This is a genomic window from Stenotrophomonas sp. HMWF003 (assembly GCF_003061285.1).
In the GTDB taxonomy this organism is placed as follows: domain Bacteria; phylum Pseudomonadota; class Gammaproteobacteria; order Xanthomonadales; family Xanthomonadaceae; genus Stenotrophomonas; species Stenotrophomonas maltophilia_AP.
The window spans coordinates 2,272-2,694 of record NZ_QAIW01000326.1 but is presented as its reverse complement, the minus strand read 5'-3'; the positions used below and the strand labels follow the sequence as shown (position 1 = coordinate 2,694).

Genomic DNA, 423 nt, shown 5'->3' with positions numbered 1-423 from the left:
GCACCAGCAATTCCCGCAGATCGTCCATCACCGCCACCGCCTCGACGTTGTCCAGATCGAGCCCGCGCGGATACCCATAGCGCACCAGCGCCACCGGCATGCCCGCGTTCACCGCGGCACGGTAATCGGTGATCGAATCACCTACCATCAAGGCGGCCTCCGGGGCCACGCCGAGCTGCGTGGCGATGTGCCGCAGCGGCACGCCGCTGGGCTTGCGTTCGGCCAGCGAATCCCCGCCCAGTACCAGCGCAAACTGGTCCTGCAACCCGAAATGCTGCAGCAACGGCGCCACCAGTGCCGACGGCTTGTTGGTACAGATCGCCAGCGTCACGCCCTCATCGCGGAGTGCCTGCAATGCGGGAGTCACGCCATCGAACAGACGCGGGCTGCGCAACAGGCACGCCTCGTAATGCCGCATGAAAC

The 423-nt window shown here is 66.2% G+C and carries 1 protein-coding gene; it reads right to left on the bottom strand.

Annotated features, from left to right (window positions below):
- On the bottom strand, nucleotides 1-423 hold a 423-nt coding region (locus DBR34_RS13170), incomplete at both ends, for an HAD-IA family hydrolase (RefSeq protein ID WP_258223907.1).